We start from the raw sequence: 16,736 nt of genomic DNA, 5'->3' as shown, positions 1-16,736 counted from the left end.
TCGCTCATACGGCGAACTCCTGGAAGGCGATCGACTTCTCGACCGGGTAGTACTCGGAGCCGAGCAGCTCCTTGATGATGCAGCTGTTGCGGTACGCGCCCATGCCCAGGTCCGGGGACGTGATGCTGTGGGTGTGCACGCCGGCGTTCTGCAGGAAGATGCCGCGGCCGGTGACGTCGACGGCGTAGTTGCGGGCGACGTCGTAGCGGCCGTGACCGTCGAAGCGGATGCGGTCGCGGACCGGCTCCAGGAAGGCGGGCTCCCGGTAGTGGTAGCCGGTGGCCAGGACCAGGCCCTCGGTGTCGATCTCGTAGTCCTTGCCCTGCTCGTCCTGGCGCAGGCCCAGGCGGTAGCGGCCGTCCTCCCAGGAGGCGCTGTGCAGGGTGGAGTTGGTGAGCAGCCGGGTGGGGACCGGGCGGTCGCCGCTCTCGACGTGCTTCTGGTAGAGCAGGTCGAATACGGAGTCGATCAGATCTCCGTTGATGCCCTTGAACAGGCCCTTCTGCTGCTTCTCCAGCCGGTAGCGGGTGTCCTCGGGCAGCGCGCGGAAGTAGTCGATGTAGTCCGGGGACGTCATCTCCAGGGTCAGCTTGGTGTACTCCAGCGGGAAGAACCGCGGGGAGCGGGTGACCCAGTTGAGCTGGTAGCCGTGGACGTCGATCTCGGAGAGCAGCTCGTGGTAGATCTCCGCGGCGCTCTGGCCGCTGCCGACGATCGTGATCGACTTCTTGCCCGTCAGCTCCGCCTTGCGGTGCATGTACTGCGCGTTGTGGAAGAAGTCGCCGCCCAGGTCCCGGCACGCCTCGGGGACGAAGGGGACCGTGCCGGTGCCGAGGACGAGGCGGCGGCCGCGGTAGGTCTCGCCGCCGGCGGTCCGCACCACGTACAGCTCGTCCTCGTACGTCACCTCGGTGACGGTCGTGGAGAAGCGGATGCTGCTCAGCTTGCCGGCCGCCCAGCGGCAGTAGTCGTCGTACTCGACCCGCAGGGGGTAGAAGTTCTCGCGGATGTAGAACGAGTACAGCCGCCCCTTCTCCTTGAGGTAGTTCAGGAAGGAGTAGGGGGAGGTCGGGTCGGCGAGCGTGACCAGGTCCGACATGAACGGCGTCTGCAGGTGGGCGCCGTCGAGGAACATGCCGGCGTGCCACTCGAAGTCGGGCTTGGACTCCAGGAAGACGCCGTCGAGTTCGGCGATCGGTTCGGTCAGACAGGCCAGGCCGAGGTTGAAGGGGCCGAGCCCGATGCCCACGAAGTCGTAGGTCTTGTTCGTGGATTCAGCAAGCGCGGTCAAGGGACTCTCCCAGGTACTGCTCGGCGTGGCCGGCGATCAGGTCGAGGACGGCGGCGATGTCGGACGCCTGCGTCTCGGGGTTGAGCAGGGTGAACTTCAGGTAGTGGCGGCCGCCGACCTTGGTGCCCGCGACGATCGCGTCACCGGAGGCGAACAGGGCCTTGCGGGCGTGGAGGTTGGCGCGGTCGATCTCGGCCGGGTCGGTGACGGCGGCCGGGATGTAGCGGAAGACCAGGGTGGACAGCGACGGCTCCACGACGACGTCGTAGCGCGGGTCGGCGGCCAGCAGCTTCCAGCCCTCCTCGGCCAGGTCGCAGACCTCGTCGAAGAGCTGCCCGATGCCGTCGGCGCCCATCACGCGCAGGGTCACCCACAGCTTGAGCGCGTCGAAGCGGCGCGTGGTCTGGAGGGACTTGTCGACCTGGTTGGGGATACGTTCCTGCACGGCGCGGCGCGGGTTGAGGTACTCCGCGTGGTAGGTGGCGTGGCGCAGGGTGGCCGCGTCGCGGACCAGCAGCGCGGAGGAGCTGACCGGCTGGAAGAAGGACTTGTGGTAGTCCACCGTGACCGAGTCGGCGCGCTCGATGCCGTCGAGCAGGGCGCGGCGCCGGAGCGAGGCGAGCAGTCCGCAGCCGTAGGCGGCGTCGACGTGCATCCAGGTGCCGAACTGCTCGCACAGCTCGGCGATCTCGGGCAGCGGGTCGATGGAGCCGAAGTCGGTGGTGCCCGCGGTGGCGACGACGGCCATGGGGATGAGGCCGGCCTCACGGCAGCGCTCCAGCTCGTGGGCGAGCGCGACCGTCTGCATGCGCTTGTCGTGGTCGACGGGGACGGAGACGACCGCGTCCTGGCCGAGACCCAGCAGTTTGGCGGACTTCTTGACGCTGAAGTGGCTGACCTCGGAGGCGAAGATGCGCAGTTTCGCCAGGGAGTCGGTCTTGGCCTCCTCGCGGGCGAGCAGCAGCGCCTGGAGGTTGGACTGCGAGCCGCCGGAGGTGAACACGCCGTCGGCGGCGGGGCCGAGGCCGATGCGCTCGGCGGTCCAGTCGACCAGCCTGCGCTCGATGAGGGTGCCGCCGGCCGACTGGTCCCAGGTGTCCAGGGAGGAGTTGACGGCGGACAGGACGGCCTCGCCGAGCACGGCCGGGATGACGACCGGGCAGTTGAGGTGCGCGAGGTAGCGGGGGTGGTGGAAGTAGACCGCGTCCCGGAGGTAGACGTCCTCCAGCTCGTCCAGGACGGCCGTGGTGTCGTGCAGCGGCCGGTCCAGGTCGATCCGCTCGATGCGGGGTGCGAGCTCGTCGGCCGTCACGCCGGTGAACGGACGGTCGGTGGTGGCGAGTTTGGCCGCCACCCGCTCGACTCCTTCGGTCACGGAGCGGCGGTACTGCTCCGCGGTCGTGTCATTGAGCAGGTGCGAGCGCATGCGGGGGGCCTCCGGGTGGGGATGGACCGTGAGGGAATCCGTGAGGATTTCGCGACAGAAAGCGAAGAGGGGCGGACCCCGTCTTCAAACTTAGGTTAGCCTAACCTAATTTGAAGGATCAGTAGTCCACCCCTCAAGTGACTGCCGTCACTTCGGTCGCAGCCGTGACTGCCCTGCCGGGAAGGGCAGTTCACTCCTGCGGCTGCTCGCGCAACTGCTCCTCGGTCAGCCCGCGCCGCCAGTAGCCCACGAACGTGACCTGCCGGCGGTCGACGCCGCGCTCGCCCACGAAGTGCCGGCGCAGCTCCTTCATGCGGCCGGCCTCGCCCGCGAGCCACACGTACGGCTTGCGGGCGGACGGGAGCCCGGCGGCCCTGATCGCGTCCAGGGCCGGGAAGGCCCCTTCGGCGGAGCTCTCGTCGCGCACCAGCCAGGTCACCTCCGCGTCGGCCGCGGTGACGACGTCCTGGACGTCCCCGGCGTGCGGGACCTCCACCCAGGCACGCACCGGGAGTCCGGCCGGCAGGCTCTCCAGGCTGGCCAGCAGGGCCGGCAGGGCGGTCTCGTCGCCCCACATCAGCACCAGGTCGGTGCCCTCGGCCGGGCGGAACCGGATGGCGCGGTTGTCGGCGACGGCGGGCCCGATCAGCACCACCTCGGCACCGGGCTTCGCGTCGGCGGCCCAGCGCGAGGCGGGCCCCGCGGCCACGGCGGCACCGGGCTCCACGCCGTGCAGCACGAAGTCGATGTCGATCTCGTCCGGGTCCCGCCGCAGTGCCCGCAGCGTGTACGACCGCATCACGGCCCGTACGTCGTCGGGCAGTTCACGCCATGCCTGGTACCAGTTCTCGCCCTCCTCGAAGGGCACCGCCGGCTTGCTCCGCCCCTCGGCGGGGAGGAACAGCGACAGCGACTGGTCGCGCCCGTCGGAGTGGAAGTGCGCGAGGTCGTCACCGGCGAAGGTGACCCGGACGAGGGAGGGGCCGAGCGACTCGGTCCGCACGACCTGAAGAGAGAAGAACCGGAAGGCGAGGGCGTCGGGCGTGGCCATGGAGGCTCCTTGGGGTCGGGTTCCCGAAGGGCGCGGGGAACCGCGCGACCGGCCACAGGCGGCGCGCGGCTCCCCGCGGTGGAAGGAAGGGGTCAGCTGACCTTCTTGGCCTTCTCCAGCGCTCCCGCAAGGTTCTCCACCAGCGCGACGCACTTGTCGTACGACAGGATCGGCTCGGGCGACCGCGCGATGACCTGTCCGGCCTTGACCGCGGGCAGCTTCTTCCACGTGCCCTCGGTGATGTCGGCGGGCTGGATCGTCGAGGAGCGGTCGTCCATCATGATGATGTCCGCCGCGTACTTGTCGACGTTCTCCCAGCTCAGGCCCTCGTACCAGCCGCCGCCCTCGGCCTTCGCCTTCTCCGGCGGCTCGACGAAGTTCACGCCGAGGGCCTTGAAGTACTCCAGGTCCAGCGAGAGGTTGCTGCCGGAGACGTAGAACAGGTCCTGGCTGGCGGAGCCGGCCATCACCTTGATGTTCGGCTTGGCCTTGGCGGCGGCGCGCAGCCGCGCGGACGCCTCCTCGAAGCGCTTCTTCGCACCGGTCACGTCCGCGGAGGTCACGTCGCCGCCGAGGGACTTGGCGAGCTCCAGCATCTTCGCGAGGGAGACGTCGAGCTTGCGGTCGTAGGCGGAGATCGCCACGCTCGGGGCGAGCTTGGCGATCTTGTCCGCGGACTCCTCCGGGACGTACCAGAGGCCGCCGGCGGCGTCGAAGGTGGTGGTGACGAGGACCTCGGGGGCGAGGGCCGCGTACTGCTCGACGTTGAACTGGCCCCAGACGTTGCCGAGGATCTTCACCTTGGTGATGTCCATGTCGCCCGCCTGGACGTCCGGCTTGCCGTCCTGCGTCTTGGTCGGGCCGAAGACGCCCTTGACCGCGATGCCGTAGTCGTGGAGGGCCGCGGCGACACCGGTGAAGGCGACGATGTTCGCCGGGACCTTGTCCAGCTTCACGGTCGTGCCGCGGTCGTCCTTGAACGTCCAGGGGCCCGAAGCCTTGGCGGACGCCTTGGTGTCCGAGCCACCGCTTTTCGCGTCGTCGTCGCCGCAGGCGGCGAGGACGGCGCCGAGGCCGAGGGCGCCACCGGCGGCCAGGATGCCGCGGCGGGTGAGGTGGGTGGCACGGGCGTTGGGCATGGGTGACTGCTTTCGGACAGGGCGGAGGGCCCGAAGGACGATTCGAGGGTAGGTTAGCCTAACCTCAGATCTTGTCCAGAGGGCGGGCCCTCCCCCGATCGCCTCCCGGTCCTTGGGCGATCAGCCCGTGAGCCCCAACTCCCTTGCGATCAGCATCCTTTGGACCTCGCTCGTGCCCTCGCCGATCTCCAGGATCTTGGAGTCGCGCCACATGCGGGCCACGGGGTACTCGTTCATGAAGCCGTAGCCGCCGTGGATCTGTGTGGCGTCACGGGCGTTGTCCACCGCGACGGTCGAGGAGTGCAGCTTGGCGAGTGCCGCCTCCTTCTTGAACGGGGCGCCGGTCACCAGGCGGACGGCCGCGTCGCGCCAGGCGAGGCGGGCCGTGTGGGCCTTCATCTCCATGTCGGCGATCTTGAACTGGATCGCCTGGTTGGCGCCGATCGGACGGCCGAACGCGTGCCGCTGTCCGGCGTACTTCACCGACTCGTCCACACAGCCCTGCGCCAGACCCGTCGCCAGGGCCGCGATGGCGATCCGGCCCTCGTCCAGGATGCGCAGGAACTGGGCGTAGCCGCGGCCCTCCTCGCCCAGCAGGTTCGCCGCGGGCACCCGGACGTCCTGGAAGGACAGCTCACGGGTGTCCGAGGCGTTCCAGCCGACCTTCGAGTACGGGGCCGCCACCGTGAAGCCCGGGGTGCCCGACGGGACGATGATCGCCGAGATCAGCGGCCTGCCGTCCGGCTTGCGGCCGGTGACCGCGGTGACCGTCACCAGACCGGTGATGTCGGTACCGGAGTTGGTGATGAAGCACTTCGTGCCGTTGATCACCCATTCGTCCGTCTCCGGGTCCAGCCGGGCCGTCGTACGGGTCGCGCCCGCGTCCGAGCCGCCGTCCGGCTCCGTCAGGCCGAACGCGCCGAGCACTTCGCCCGCGCACAGCCTCGGCAGCCACTCCCGCTTCTGCTCCTCGGTGCCGAACAGATGGATCGGCATCGCGCCCAGCGAGACGCCCGCCTCCAGGGTGATGGCGACCGAGGAGTCGACCCGGGCCAGCTCCTCCAGGGCCACGCCGAGGGCGAGGTAGTCGCCGCCCATGCCGCCGTGCTCCTCGGGGAACGGCAGCCCGAACAGGCCCATCCGGCCCATCTCGCGCACGATCTCGTAGGGGAACTCGTGCCGCTCGTAGAAGTCGCCGATCTTCGGCGCCACCACGTCGTGCGCGAACTCCTCGACGGTACGGCGGAGTTCTTCCAGTTCGGGGGTCAGACGGTAGTCCATGACGTTCACTGCTCCTGGTGGGAGAGGGCTCGGACGGTGCGGGACGGGCTGGGTCGGCCCAGTTGTCCGGCCATCCACGCGCTGGTGGCGACGAGGCGGCCGAGGTCGACCCCGGTGTCGATGCCGAGGCCCTGCAGCATCCACACGAGGTCTTCGGTGGCGAGGTTTCCGGTGGCGGACTTCGCGTACGGGCAGCCGCCCAGACCGCCGGCCGAGGCGTCGACGGTGCTCACGCCGTGCACGAGGGCCGCGTAGGTGTTGGCGAGCGCCTGGCCGTAGGTGTCGTGGAAGTGCACGCCCAGCCGGTCCGTGGCGACGCCCGCCGCGTCCAGCGCGCGCAGCAGCGCGGTGACCTGGCCCGGGGTCGCGACCCCGATCGTGTCGCCGAGGCTCAGCTCGTCGCAGCCCATGTCCATGAGCGCCTTGCACACCCGGACGACCTGGGAGGCCGGGACGGGGCCCTCCCAGGGGTCGCCGAAGCACATCGACAGATAGCCGCGCACATGGCCGCCCTCCGCCTTCGCCCGCGCGACCACCGGCGCGAACATGGCGAGCGCCTCGTCGACCGTGCGGTTGAGATTTGCCTTCGCGAACGACTCGGTGGCGCTGGCGAACACGGCGACGCGCCGGGCGCCGAGGGCCAGGGCGCGCTCCAGACCGCGCTCGTTGGGCACGAGCACGGGCAGCTCGACGCCTTCGAGGCCGCCGAGCAGCGGGTACAGCCGCTCGGCGTCCGCGAGCTGGGGCACCCACTTGGGGTGCACGAAGCTCGTCGCCTCGATCGTGGTCAGGCCCGCGTCGGCGAGGCGGCGCACGAACTCCGCCTTGACGTCGGTCGGGACGGTCGCCTTCTCGTTCTGCAGGCCGTCGCGCGCGCCCACCTCGTGGATCCGCACCCGCGCGGGCAGGCCCGGCGCGGGAACGGCCATGGGAAGCCCCTGCACGGTCATTCCGTCTCCTCCTCGACGGGGGCGATCACGGCCAGCACCTGGTCCATCGCGACCGTGGTGCCGGGGGTGACGTCCAGTTCGGTGACGGTGCCGGCGTGCGGGGCGGAGATGACGTGCTCCATCTTCATCGCCTCCACCACCAGCAGGCTCTGGCCGGCCGTCACCTCGTCGCCCACCGCGACCTTCACGACCGTGACCGTGCCGGGCATGGGCGCGGTCAGCGAGTCGCCGCCCGCGTGGGCCGCCCGGTCCAGCGACGCGGCGACCGGGTCGTGGTCGCGCACGTGCCAGGCGTCGCCGTCGCGCCCGATCCAGTCGCCGGCGCGGTGGAAGGTGTGCCGGACGCCGTCCAGGGTCACGGAGACCTCGCCGGGGGCGACCGTGTGGGCGCCGCGCGGGGTGTACCGCAGCGGCTCGGTCACCCGCAGGGAGAAGGCGACCGGCTGCGGCTCGCCGCCCAGCCGCCAGCCGCTCGGCACCGAGAACGGGTCGGTCCAGCCCGTGACGGCGGGCTTCAGCGCCTCCAGGCGCACCGCGGCGGCGGCCTCGTAGACCTCCTCGGGCACGTCGCCGGCCACCAGGTCGTCGACGACGCGCTCGACCAGGCCCGTGTCCAGCTCGCCCGCGACGACCGCCGGGTGCGCCAGCAGCCGCCGCAGGAACCCGGCGTTGGTCTGCACCCCCAGCGTGACCGTCTCCGCGAGAGCCGCCCGCAGCTTGCGCAGCGCCGTCGCACGGTCGGGGCCGTACGCGATCACCTTGGACAGCATCGGGTCGTACAGGCTGCCCACCTCGGTGCCCTCGCTGAGCCCGGAGTCGGTGCGCACGCCCTCGCCCTGCGGCTCGCGCAGCCTGAGCACCCGGCCGCCGGAGGGCAGGAACCCGCGCGCGGGGTCCTCCGCGCAGATCCGGGCCTCGACCGCGTGCCCGGTCAGCCGGACGTCCTCCTGCGTGAAGCCGAGCCGCTCACCGGCCGCCACCCGCAGCTGCCACTCCACCAGGTCCAGCCCCGTGATCAGCTCGGTGACCGGGTGCTCCACCTGGAGACGGGTGTTCATCTCCATGAAGTAGTACGAGGACGGATCGCCGCCCGGCACGATGAACTCCACCGTGCCCGCGCCCCGGTAGCCGCAGGAGCGGGCCGCCTGGACCGCGGCCTCGCCCATCGCCGCGCGGGTGGCCTCGTCCAGCAGGACCGAGGGCGCCTCCTCGATGATCTTCTGGTGGCGGCGCTGGAGGGAGCACTCGCGCTCGCCCAGGTGCACCACGTTGCCGTGGCCGTCGGCCAGGACCTGGATCTCGATGTGCCGGGGCCGGTCGACCCAGCGCTCGACGAGGAGCGTGTCGTCGCCGAAGGAGGCACGGGCCTCACGGCGGGCGGCCGCGATCTCCTCGTCCAGCACGGCCAGGTCCCGCACCAGCCGCATGCCCTTGCCGCCGCCGCCCGCGCTGGGCTTGAGCAGCACGGGCGCGCCCAGCTTCCGGGCGGCCTCGGCCAGTTCCGGGTCACGGCCGCCGGGCACGACCGGCACCCCGGCCGCCTGCACGGTCTCCTTGGCGCGGATCTTGTCGCCCATCAGGGAGATGGCGTCCGCGGGCGGACCGATGAACACCAGGCCCGCCTCGGCGCAGGCGCGCGCGAAGCCCGCGTTCTCCGCGAGGAAGCCGTAGCCCGGGTGCACGGCCCGGGCGCCGGTGCGGGCGGCGGCCTCCAGCAGCCGCTCGACCGACAGATAGCTCTCGGCCGCCGGTGCCGGGCCGATCCGTACGGCGGTGTCGGCCTCCCGGACGTGCCGCGCGTCGGCGTCGGCGTCGGAGAAGACGGCCACCGAGCGCACACCCAGCGCGCGGAGCGTGCGGATGACGCGGACCGCGATCTCGCCCCGGTTGGCGACAAGCACTGTGTCAAACATGGGTCCTCACATCCGGAAGACGCCGAACTGGGGGTCTCCCAGCGGGGCGTTCGCGCAGGCGGTCAGTGCCAGGCCCAGCACCTGCCGGGTCTCCAGGGGGTCGATGACCCCGTCGTCCCACAGGCGGGCGGTCGCGTAGTAGGCGTTGCCCTGCCGCTCGTACTGCTCGCGGACGGGCGCCTTGAACGCCTCTTCCTCCTCCGGCGGCCAGGACTCGCCGCGGCCCTCCAGCTGGTCCCGCTTGACGGTGGCGAGGACCGAGGCGGCCTGCTCGCCGCCCATCACGGAGATCTTGGCGTTGGGCCACATCCACAGGAAGCGGGGGGAGTAGGCCCGGCCGCACATGGAGTAGTTGCCGGCGCCGTACGAGCCGCCGACCACCACGGTCAGCTTCGGCACGCGTGTGCACGCGACGGCCGTGACCATCTTGGCGCCGTGCTTGGCGATGCCGCCCGCCTCGTAGTCCCGGCCGACCATGAAGCCCGAGATGTTCTGGAGGAACAGCAGCGGGATCCCGCGCTGGTCGCACAGCTCGATGAAGTGCGCGCCCTTCTGGGCGGACTCGGCGAACAGGATGCCGTTGTTGCCGATGATCCCGACCGGGTGGCCGTGGATCCGGGCGAAGCCGGTGACCAGGGTCTGCCCGAACTCGGCCTTGAACTCCTGGAAGCGGGAGCCGTCCGTGATGCGGGCGATGATCTCGCGGACGTCGTAGGGGGTGCGGGAGTCGACCGGGACGGCGCCGTACAGCCCGTACGGGTCGGCCTTCGGCTCCACCGACGGCCGTACCTGCCAGGGCAGGGCCCCGCGCGCCGGGAGCGTGGCGACGATGTTGCGCACGATCCGCAGCGCGTGGGCGTCGTCCTCCGCGAGGTGGTCGGTGACGCCGGAGACGCGGGAGTGCACCTCGCCGCCGCCCAGCTCCTCCGCCGTGACGACCTCGCCGGTGGCGGCCTTCACCAGCGGGGGACCGCCGAGGAAGATCGTGCCCTGGTTGCGCACGATCACCGCCTCGTCGCTCATCGCGGGCACGTACGCGCCGCCCGCCGTGCACGAGCCGAGCACCGCCGCGATCTGCGGGATGCCCGCGCCCGACATCCGGGCCTGGTTGTAGAAGATCCGCCCGAAGTGCTCGCGGTCGGGGAACACCTCGTCCTGCATGGGCAGGAAGGCGCCGCCGGAGTCGACCAGGTACACGCACGGCAGGCGGTTCTCCAGGGCCACCTCCTGGGCGCGCAGGTGCTTCTTCACGGTCATCGGGTAGTACGTGCCGCCCTTGACGGTGGCGTCGTTGGCGACGACCACGCACTCACGGCCGGAGACCCGCCCGATGCCGGCGATCACCCCGGCGGCCGGTGCCTGTCCGTCGTACATCCCGTCGGCCGCGAGGGGAGCCAGCTCCAGGAACGGCGAGCCGGGGTCCAGCAGGGTGTCCACCCGGTCGCGCGGCAGCAGTTTGCCGCGCGCGGTGTGCCGTGCCCGCGCCTTCTCGCCGCCGCCCAGGCGGGCCGCGGCGAGCTTGTCACGCAGCTCCCCGGCCAGCGCCCGGTGGGCCTCCTCGTTGGCCCGAAAGGCCTCCGACGCGGGATCGACCGCGCTCTGAAGCTCCGGTGCCTCATCCATCCTGCGGAACCCCTCACCTTGTTAATGAGCGTTAACGCATTTCCTCCAGGTTAACGAGCGCTAACCTCCCTGTCTAGAATTGCTTTCATGGCCACCAGAACCGACGCCCCGACCCGCCGTGAGCAGATCCTCAAGGAGGCCGCCCGGCTGTTCGCCGAGCGCGGCTTCCACGGTGTCGGCGTGGACGAGATAGGCGCCGCGGTCGGCATCAGCGGCCCCGGCCTCTACCGCCACTTCCCGGGCAAGGACGCGATGCTCGCGGAGCTGCTGGTCGGCATCAGCGGCCGCCTCCTGACCGGCGCGAAGCTCCGGGTCGCCGAGGCCGACGGCGTCCCCGCGGGCGGGCTGCTGGACTCCCTGATCGAGGGACACATCGACTTCGCCCTCGACGACCGGCCTCTGATCACCCTGCACGACCGTGAGCTGGACCGCCTCCGGGACAGCGACCGCAAGCTGGTGCGCCAGCTCCAGCGGCAGTACGTCGAGCTGTGGGTGCAGGTCGTCCGCGAGGTCTACCCGGACCTCACCGAGCCCGCCGCCCGCTCGGCCGTCCACTCCGTCTTCGGTCTCCTCAACTCCACCCCCCACCTCGGCCGCGCCGGTTCCCTGCCGGGCCGGGTCGCCACGGCGGAGCTGCTGCACCGGATGGCGCGGGGGGCGTTCGGCGCGGCGGCCGGCGCGGAGTGATCCCGGCGCGCGGCGCGGGCGTGACGAGCGTTACGGAGGGGTAACCCTGGACGGGCCCCCTACCGGCCGGTACGGTTGAGTGAGCAAGCGCTTAGACATGTGACCGCGGAGGTGGCGGCGTGCGCCGTACGGTGTTCAACGAGGATCACGAGGCTTTCCGGGAGACCCTCCGGGCCTTCATCGAGGCCGAGGTCGTCCCGGTGTACGACGAGTGGTTCGCCGCCGGCCAGGCGCCGCGCGAGTTCTACTACAAGCTCGCCGAGCTCGGCGTCTTCGGCATCCGGGTCGACGAGGAGTACGGCGGCGCCGGCATCGACTCGTACAAGTTCGAGGCCGTCCTGTACGAGGAGACCGCCCGCGCGGGTGTCAACTTCGGCGGCTCCGGCGTGCACGTGCTGCTCGGCCTGCCCTACATCAAGCTGCTCGCCGACGACGAGCAGAAGAAGCGTTTCCTGCCGAAGTTCGTCTCCGGCGAGGAGATGTGGGCGATCGCGATGACCGAGCCGGGCACCGGCTCCGACCTCGCGGGCATGAAGACCACCGCCAAGCTCTCCGAGGACGGCACGCACTACGTCCTCAACGGCGCCAAGACCTTCATCACCGGCGGCGTCCACGCCGACCGCATGATCGTCTGCGCCCGCACCTCCGCGCCCACCGCCGAGGACCGCCGCCACGGCATCTCCCTCTTCGTCGTCGACACCAAGGCCGAGGGCTACTCCGTCGGCCGCAAGCTCGACAAGCTGGGCCTGAAGACCTCCGACACCGCCGAGCTGGCCTTCGTCGACGTCAAGGTCCCGGTCGAGGACCTCCTCGGCGAGGAGAACAAGGGCTTCTACTACCTCGGCCACAACCTCGCCTCCGAGCGCTGGGGCATCGCCTTCGGCGCCTACGCGCAGGCCAAGGCCGCTGTCCGGTTCGCCAAGGAGTACGTCCAGCAGCGCACCGTCTTCGGCCAGACCGTCGCCTCCTTCCAGAACACCAAGTTCGAGCTGGCCGCCTGCCAGGCCGAGGTGGACGCGGCCGAGGCCGTCGCCGACCGCGCGACCGAGGCCCTCGACGCCGGTGAGCTGACCCCCGCCGAGGCCGCCTCCGCGAAGCTGTTCTGCACCGAGGTCGCCCACCGCGTGATCGACCGCTGCCTCCAGCTGCACGGCGGCTACGGCTTCATGAACGAGTACCCGATCGCTCGCCTGTACGCCGACAACCGCGTCAACCGCATCTACGGCGGCACCAGCGAGATCATGAAGTCGATCATCGCCAAGGACATGGGCCTGTAGGACCGGGCATCGCCTCCGGCGATCGCTGGCCTATACAACTGACTTCATGAGCCAGGCACTCCAGGATCTCCTCGATCTGCTCGACCTCGAACAGATCGAGGAGAACATCTTCCGCGGCCAGTCCCGGTCCGCCGTCGTCCCGCGGGTCTTCGGCGGGCAGGTGGCGGCCCAGGCGCTGGTCGCCGCGGGCCGCACGGTGCCCGCGGACCGTCCCGCCCACTCGCTCCACGCGTACTTCCTGCGCATGGGCGACCCGGGCGCCCCCATCGTCTACAACGTCGAGCGTCTCCGCGACGGCCGCTCCTTCACCACCCGCCGGGTGGTCGCGGTCCAGCACGGCCGGCCGATCTTCTCCCTGTCCGCGTCCTTCCAGACGTACGAGGAGGGCCTGGACCACCAGGCGCCCATGCCGGCCTCGCCCGACCCGGCGACCCTGCCCACCTCACAGGAACGGCTGCGCGGCTACGGCCACCTCGACCCCCAGGTCGTCGAGCGTTTCCTGGAGGCACGCGAGGCGATCGACCTGCGCTACGTCGACGAGCCGCCGTACGGGCAGTACGGCACGCCCCGCGAGCCGCACTCCCAGGTGTGGTTCCGCACCAGCGGCAAGCTCGCCGACGACCCGCTGCTGCACGTGGTCCTCGCCACCTATGTCTCCGACATGACCCTGCTCGACTCGGTGCTGCTCGCGCACGGCCGGGGCGGCTGGGCCGTCGGTGACGTCGTGGGCGCCTCCCTGGACCACGCGATGTGGTTCCACCGCCCTTTCCGCGCCGACGAATGGCTCCTGTACGACCAGGAGTCCCCGTCCGCGTACGGCGGCCGCGGCCTCGGCCAGGCCCGCATCTACACCCAGGACGGCCGCCTGGCCGTCTCGGTGATCCAGGAGGGCGTGGTGCGCGTGCCCCGGTGAGAGCCGGGGCACGGCGGGAGCGGCGGACGCACACCCCGGCGGCGGCGGGCCGGCGCCGGGGCCGTGACTCAGGCCAGCCCCGCCTCCGACAGCAGATACGCCGTCATCGGGTCGTAGTGGCGCGGGCTGACCACATGGTCGTCGAGCGGGACCGTCACCTGGACGGTGCCCTCCGCCTCGGCGACGAACAGGGCCGGGTCGTTGCAGTCGGCGTAGCCGACGGAGTCCACGCCGTGCTGTCCCGCGTAGCCCGCCCAGCCGTGGTCGGCGACCACCAGGTCGGGCGGCGCGCCGCCGGCCCGCTCCAGGCCGGTGAGGATGGCCTTCATCGGCTCTCCCGAGTGGGTGTGCCAGAGCGTGGCGCCGTGCTCCAGGACCGCCACGTCGGCGAACTGCATCACATAGCCCTCGTCCGTCTGGAGCCCGTCCGGGATGACGACGATGTCGCAGCCGGCCGCGCGCAGGGCGGAGGCGGTCGCGCGGTGCACATCGAGCAGACCGCCCGGGTGGCCGGTCGCGAACAGCACCCGCTGCCGGTCCTCGGCCGCCTTGCGCAGCCGGCCCGCGAGCCGCTCCAGCGCGTCCACCGTCAGCTCCGGGTCGATGGTGTCCTGCCCGTACCGGTACTCCGGGTCGTCGTTGACACCGCAGCGCTCCGCCATCACCGCGAGCACGTCCTGCTCGTCGGTCCAGCGCTCCCCGAGCTCCAGGCCGAGCCAGTAGTGGCGGTTGCCGTTCGCCAGCTGGCGGTAGTGGGAGAGGTTGTTCTCGCGCGGGGTGGCGACGTCGCCCGCGATACGGGTTCTGACGAGGTGTTCGACGAGCTCGGCGCGGCTGGGTGTCCCTGGTATCGGCATGAAACCCATTGTGAGGCAGACCTCCCGGCCGGTTCCCGCCGTCCCGCACGCTGGGACGTGCATCACTTTCCGATCAAGCAACCGCCGCACTCCCGTTCACCTCACCCCTCCCGCAGCGCGAACCACAGCTCCATCCGTACGTCGGGGTCGTCCAGGTCCGCCTCCAGCAGGGCCGCGCAGCGGGCGACGCGCTGACGGACGGTGTTGCGGTGCACGGACAGGGCGACCGCGGTGCGGTCCCAACTGCCGTGCAGGGACAGCCAGGTGCGCAGGGTCTCCCGCAGGGCGGCGCCGTCCCCGAGCGGGGCGAGCAGCACGGCGGCGTGCGTCTCGGCCTCCGCCCGGGGCACCAGGTCGGCGAGCGCGGGACGGCCGCCGTGCCGGACCAGGGCCGTCCGCGTGGCCCGGGCCCGGGCCAGGGCGCGTCCCGCCTGGACGTCGGCGGCCGGCCACCGCGCCGGTTCGACGGCCGCGCTGACGCCGAGGGTCCAGCCCTGCTGCGGGCCGGGCTCACGGCCACCCGGCAGCAGCACCCGTACGGCGTCGTCCGCCAGGTCGACCAGCGGGGAGCCCAGCGCCGCCCCGAGCGCGGACGCGGCGACCGGGTCGGGGGCGGCCGGGCCGTCCGGGCGGGCGTGCACCACGTGCCACGGCCCGGCGCCGAGCAGCGCGGCCACGTCGGCGGGCGCCGAGCCGAGCAGCAGCCGTACGAGGGCCGAGGAGCGGGCCGCGCCGGCGCCGCTCCGGTGCTCGCCGGTCAGCAGGGACAGCAGGACGGCCGCGACCGAGGCGATGGTGTGGTCGCCGGAGTCGCGGCGGGGCGCCGCCACGCCCAGCACGAAGCCCTGTCCGGCGCCGAGGGCGTAGGCGGTGAGGTGGACCCCGGCGACACTGTCACTGGCACTCGCGGAGGCCCGCGCGACGACGGCCCCCGCCAGCTCCGCCAGCGCGGCGTCGACACCCCGCACCGCCCCGGCCTCTGCGTCCCGCGCCGCCCTCGGGGACGTGGCCGCCCCGGCCGGTCGCGTCTCCGTGCCTTGCGCCGTCCCCGTCGGCCCTGCGTCCGCTTCCGGAGACGCCTTCGCCGCCCCGGCCCCCGGTCCGTACGCCGCCCCGGCCGGTCGCGCTTCCATGGCTTCCGCCGTCCCGGCCGGTCGCGTCTCCGTGCCTTCCGCCGTCCCCGTCGGCCCTGCGTCCGCTTCCGGAGACGCCTTCGCCGCCCCGGCCCCCGGTCCGTACGCCGCCCCGGCCGGTCGCGCTTCCATGGCTTCCGCCGTCCCGGCCGGTCGCGTCTCCGTGCCTTGCGCCGTCCCCGTCGGCCCTGCGTCCGCTTCCGGAGGCGCCTTCGCCGGCCCGGCCGGCCCGGCTTCTGCGTCCCGCGCCGCCCTCGTGGGCGTGGCCGCCCCGGCCGGTCCGTTCGGCCCGGTCTCCGCGTTTTTCGTGGTCCCGGTGGTCCCGGTGGTCCTGGGTGTCCCGGGCGGTCCGGCCGTCCCGGGTGGTCCGCTCCCGGGCGCTCCCGCGGGCCCGGCGTGCGCTCCCGGTGCGGCGGCCTCGCCCCGGGGTGTCCGGCCCGCCGTCGCGATCTCGGCGCCCTCCGGCCCGTACAGCACCGCGCGGCCGCCGACCCGCCGGGCGAGCCGGCGCAGCACCGACGGGACGGGGTCGGTGCGGGCCGCGGCGGCGGCCAGGGACTGCTGGGCCTCGGTGACCCGGCGCAGCTCCGCCGTACGGGCCTGCGCCATCAGCTGCCACACGGCCCGGGCGACCCCGGAGAACGTGGTCTGCGGCGGCACCTCCAGCAGCGGCAGCCCGTGGGCCTCGCAGGCGTCGGCCAGCGCGCGGGGGACCCGGTCGTGCACGGGCGCGAGCCCGAAACCGAGGGCAGCGCCGCCCGCGGCGACGATCCGGGAGACGTAGCCGTCGAAGTAGTCCCCCGGACCGGTGTCCGCACCGGCCCGCTCGGGGATGTGGACCCCGGCCGTCAGCAGCAGCTCGCCGCCCAGCAGATACGGGAACGGGTCGGCCATCTCCGAGGTGTGCGCCCAGCGGACGGCGACCCCGGCCGCCGCCGGCCCGGCGATCTGGCGCAGGGCGAGGTCCTCCCGGGCCAGGAGCGAGGCGAGGCGCACCGGAGGAGTCGGAGGGAAGGCCGGATCCGGCATGGTGTGCAGTTCCTCCATCCCGCAGGGCTCGAATGGATAAAAGGTACACTTCGCAGCAGCCCTCCGCCCCCCTACTGTCGAGCGCGCGAAGACAGGGCCCCGCACCCGCTCCGCCCCGGTACCGGACCCGGACCGCCAGTAGAGTCGTATGACAAGCAGTGCATAC

The 16,736-nt window shown here is 72.1% G+C and carries 13 protein-coding genes; 3 read left to right on the top strand and 10 right to left on the bottom strand.

Annotated elements, in window-relative coordinates; translation table 11 throughout:
* Positions 1–4: 4 nt before the first annotated feature.
* From ACIQGV_RS04975 to ACIQGV_RS04940, 8 genes are all read right to left on the bottom strand, one after another.
* Complete coding sequence (locus tag ACIQGV_RS04975) at positions 5–1,291, bottom strand: lysine N(6)-hydroxylase/L-ornithine N(5)-oxygenase family protein (RefSeq protein ID WP_402490567.1); 1,287 nt, start codon at positions 1,289–1,291, stop codon at positions 5–7.
* Positions 1,275–2,717: a lysine decarboxylase DesA gene (desA, locus tag ACIQGV_RS04970; protein ID WP_402490564.1), complete on the bottom strand. Its 1,443-nt coding sequence runs from the start codon at positions 2,715–2,717 to the stop codon at positions 1,275–1,277. The genes ACIQGV_RS04975 and desA overlap by 17 nt, the downstream gene beginning before the upstream one ends.
* A 190-nt stretch (positions 2,718–2,907) precedes the next feature.
* On the bottom strand, positions 2,908–3,768 hold the full coding sequence (locus tag ACIQGV_RS04965; RefSeq protein WP_402490561.1) for a siderophore-interacting protein: 861 nt from the start codon (positions 3,766–3,768) through the stop codon (positions 2,908–2,910).
* A gap of 92 nt (positions 3,769–3,860) precedes the next feature.
* A complete protein-coding gene (locus tag ACIQGV_RS04960; protein WP_402490559.1) occupies positions 3,861–4,907 on the bottom strand; it encodes an ABC transporter substrate-binding protein in 1,047 nt (348 codons plus the stop codon).
* A gap of 120 nt (positions 4,908–5,027) precedes the next feature.
* Complete coding sequence (locus ACIQGV_RS04955) at positions 5,028–6,188, bottom strand: acyl-CoA dehydrogenase family protein (RefSeq protein WP_402490556.1); 1,161 nt, start codon at positions 6,186–6,188, stop codon at positions 5,028–5,030.
* 5 nt (positions 6,189–6,193) lie between these two features.
* On the bottom strand, positions 6,194–7,138 hold the full coding sequence (locus ACIQGV_RS04950; RefSeq protein WP_402490553.1) for a hydroxymethylglutaryl-CoA lyase: 945 nt from the start codon (positions 7,136–7,138) through the stop codon (positions 6,194–6,196).
* A complete protein-coding gene (locus tag ACIQGV_RS04945) occupies positions 7,135–9,051 on the bottom strand; it encodes a biotin carboxylase N-terminal domain-containing protein (RefSeq protein WP_402490551.1) in 1,917 nt (638 codons plus the stop codon). Before ACIQGV_RS04945 ends, ACIQGV_RS04950 begins: the two co-directional genes overlap by 4 nt.
* 6 nt (positions 9,052–9,057) lie before the next feature.
* On the bottom strand, positions 9,058–10,674 hold the full coding sequence (locus tag ACIQGV_RS04940; protein WP_402490548.1) for a carboxyl transferase domain-containing protein: 1,617 nt from the start codon (positions 10,672–10,674) through the stop codon (positions 9,058–9,060).
* An 87-nt stretch (positions 10,675–10,761) separates the two neighbouring features.
* Between ACIQGV_RS04940 and ACIQGV_RS04935 the strand changes: the two genes are divergently transcribed.
* The 3 genes from ACIQGV_RS04935 to ACIQGV_RS04925 all read left to right on the top strand — a co-directional run bounded on the left by ACIQGV_RS04935 (position 10,762) and on the right by ACIQGV_RS04925 (position 13,551).
* Positions 10,762–11,361: a TetR/AcrR family transcriptional regulator gene (locus ACIQGV_RS04935; RefSeq protein WP_402490545.1), complete on the top strand. Its 600-nt coding sequence runs from the start codon at positions 10,762–10,764 to the stop codon at positions 11,359–11,361.
* Positions 11,362–11,480: 119 nt separating this feature from the next.
* Entirely contained in the window at positions 11,481–12,638 is a 1,158-nt protein-coding gene (locus tag ACIQGV_RS04930) for an acyl-CoA dehydrogenase family protein (RefSeq protein WP_402490544.1), read from the top strand.
* Positions 12,639–12,684: 46 nt separating this feature from the next.
* Positions 12,685–13,551, top strand: a complete 867-nt coding sequence (locus ACIQGV_RS04925) for an acyl-CoA thioesterase (protein ID WP_402490541.1) — start codon at positions 12,685–12,687, stop codon at positions 13,549–13,551.
* A gap of 68 nt (positions 13,552–13,619) precedes the next feature.
* Here the strand turns inward: ACIQGV_RS04925 and ACIQGV_RS04920 are convergent, their stop codons facing one another.
* Both ACIQGV_RS04920 and ACIQGV_RS04915 read right to left on the bottom strand, forming a co-directional pair.
* On the bottom strand, positions 13,620–14,408 hold the full coding sequence (locus tag ACIQGV_RS04920) for a phosphatase (protein ID WP_402490538.1): 789 nt from the start codon (positions 14,406–14,408) through the stop codon (positions 13,620–13,622).
* A gap of 101 nt (positions 14,409–14,509) precedes the next feature.
* Complete coding sequence (locus ACIQGV_RS04915; protein WP_402490536.1) at positions 14,510–16,570, bottom strand: PucR family transcriptional regulator ligand-binding domain-containing protein; 2,061 nt, start codon at positions 16,568–16,570, stop codon at positions 14,510–14,512.
* Positions 16,571–16,736 lie beyond the last annotated feature (166 nt).

It is taken from the genome of Streptomyces sp. NPDC093094 (genome assembly GCF_044754345.1).
Lineage (GTDB): Bacteria > Actinomycetota > Actinomycetes > Streptomycetales > Streptomycetaceae > Streptomyces.
Note: the sequence above shows the minus strand (reverse complement) of the source record. Positions and strands in the feature narration are given on the sequence as shown.